This is a genomic window from Treponema socranskii subsp. socranskii VPI DR56BR1116 = ATCC 35536, assembly GCF_000468115.1.
Lineage (GTDB): Bacteria > Spirochaetota > Spirochaetia > Treponematales > Treponemataceae > Treponema_D > Treponema_D socranskii.
The window spans coordinates 1-620 of sequence record NZ_AVQI01000004.1 but is presented as its reverse complement, the minus strand read 5'-3'; the positions used below and the strand labels follow the sequence as shown (position 1 = coordinate 620).

Genomic DNA, 620 nt, shown 5'->3' with positions numbered 1-620 from the left:
TAAAAACCTGCGGCATACAAGTCATCGCGGCCGGCGCACAGCGCATACACTCCGCTATAATCGGTCGAAAGCTCTTTGTACAGCGATACGTTTGTCCCTTCGATTTTCCATACGGCGGCTTTGGGGTTGCTGGGGAAGGAGGCGTCCGTCCATCCTGCGGCATAGACGATGCCTTCGCGCACGCACAGGGCATAGAGCCCTTTGGCTCCGGAAACGCTAATCGGAGTAACGATCGCACCGTCTACTTTCCATAAGTTTCCTGCGGCAACATAGACCGAAGTGCCCGCCGTACATACGCCGTAAGGAATGTCGTTGGTATAAGTAGGTCGGCCTTCAAGTCCCAATGACAGTTCACTCATCGTGCCCGCATCGGACCCCGCCCATAAAAAGACAGTCTTTTTGTGGGTATTATCCTCTTTATAGCCTGCCGCGTACAGCTTGCCGCTCCCGACACATAGGGCTCTGACTTCCGCATAGTCTGTCGAGGACGTTACTTTACACAAAAAGGTTATCTCAGGATGTGCAGGATCACTGATGTCGGTAATGCTTGCGCCTCTATCGGTACCGTTATTCGTTCTGCCCGCAACAAGGATTTTTCCCTTATAAAAGGCGATGTCATA

Annotated in this window: 1 pseudogene; it reads right to left on the bottom strand. The window is 52.3% G+C overall.

What is annotated here, in order from left to right:
* Positions 1–620: pseudogene (locus HMPREF0860_RS13870) on the bottom strand (formylglycine-generating enzyme family protein); the annotation flags it as partial.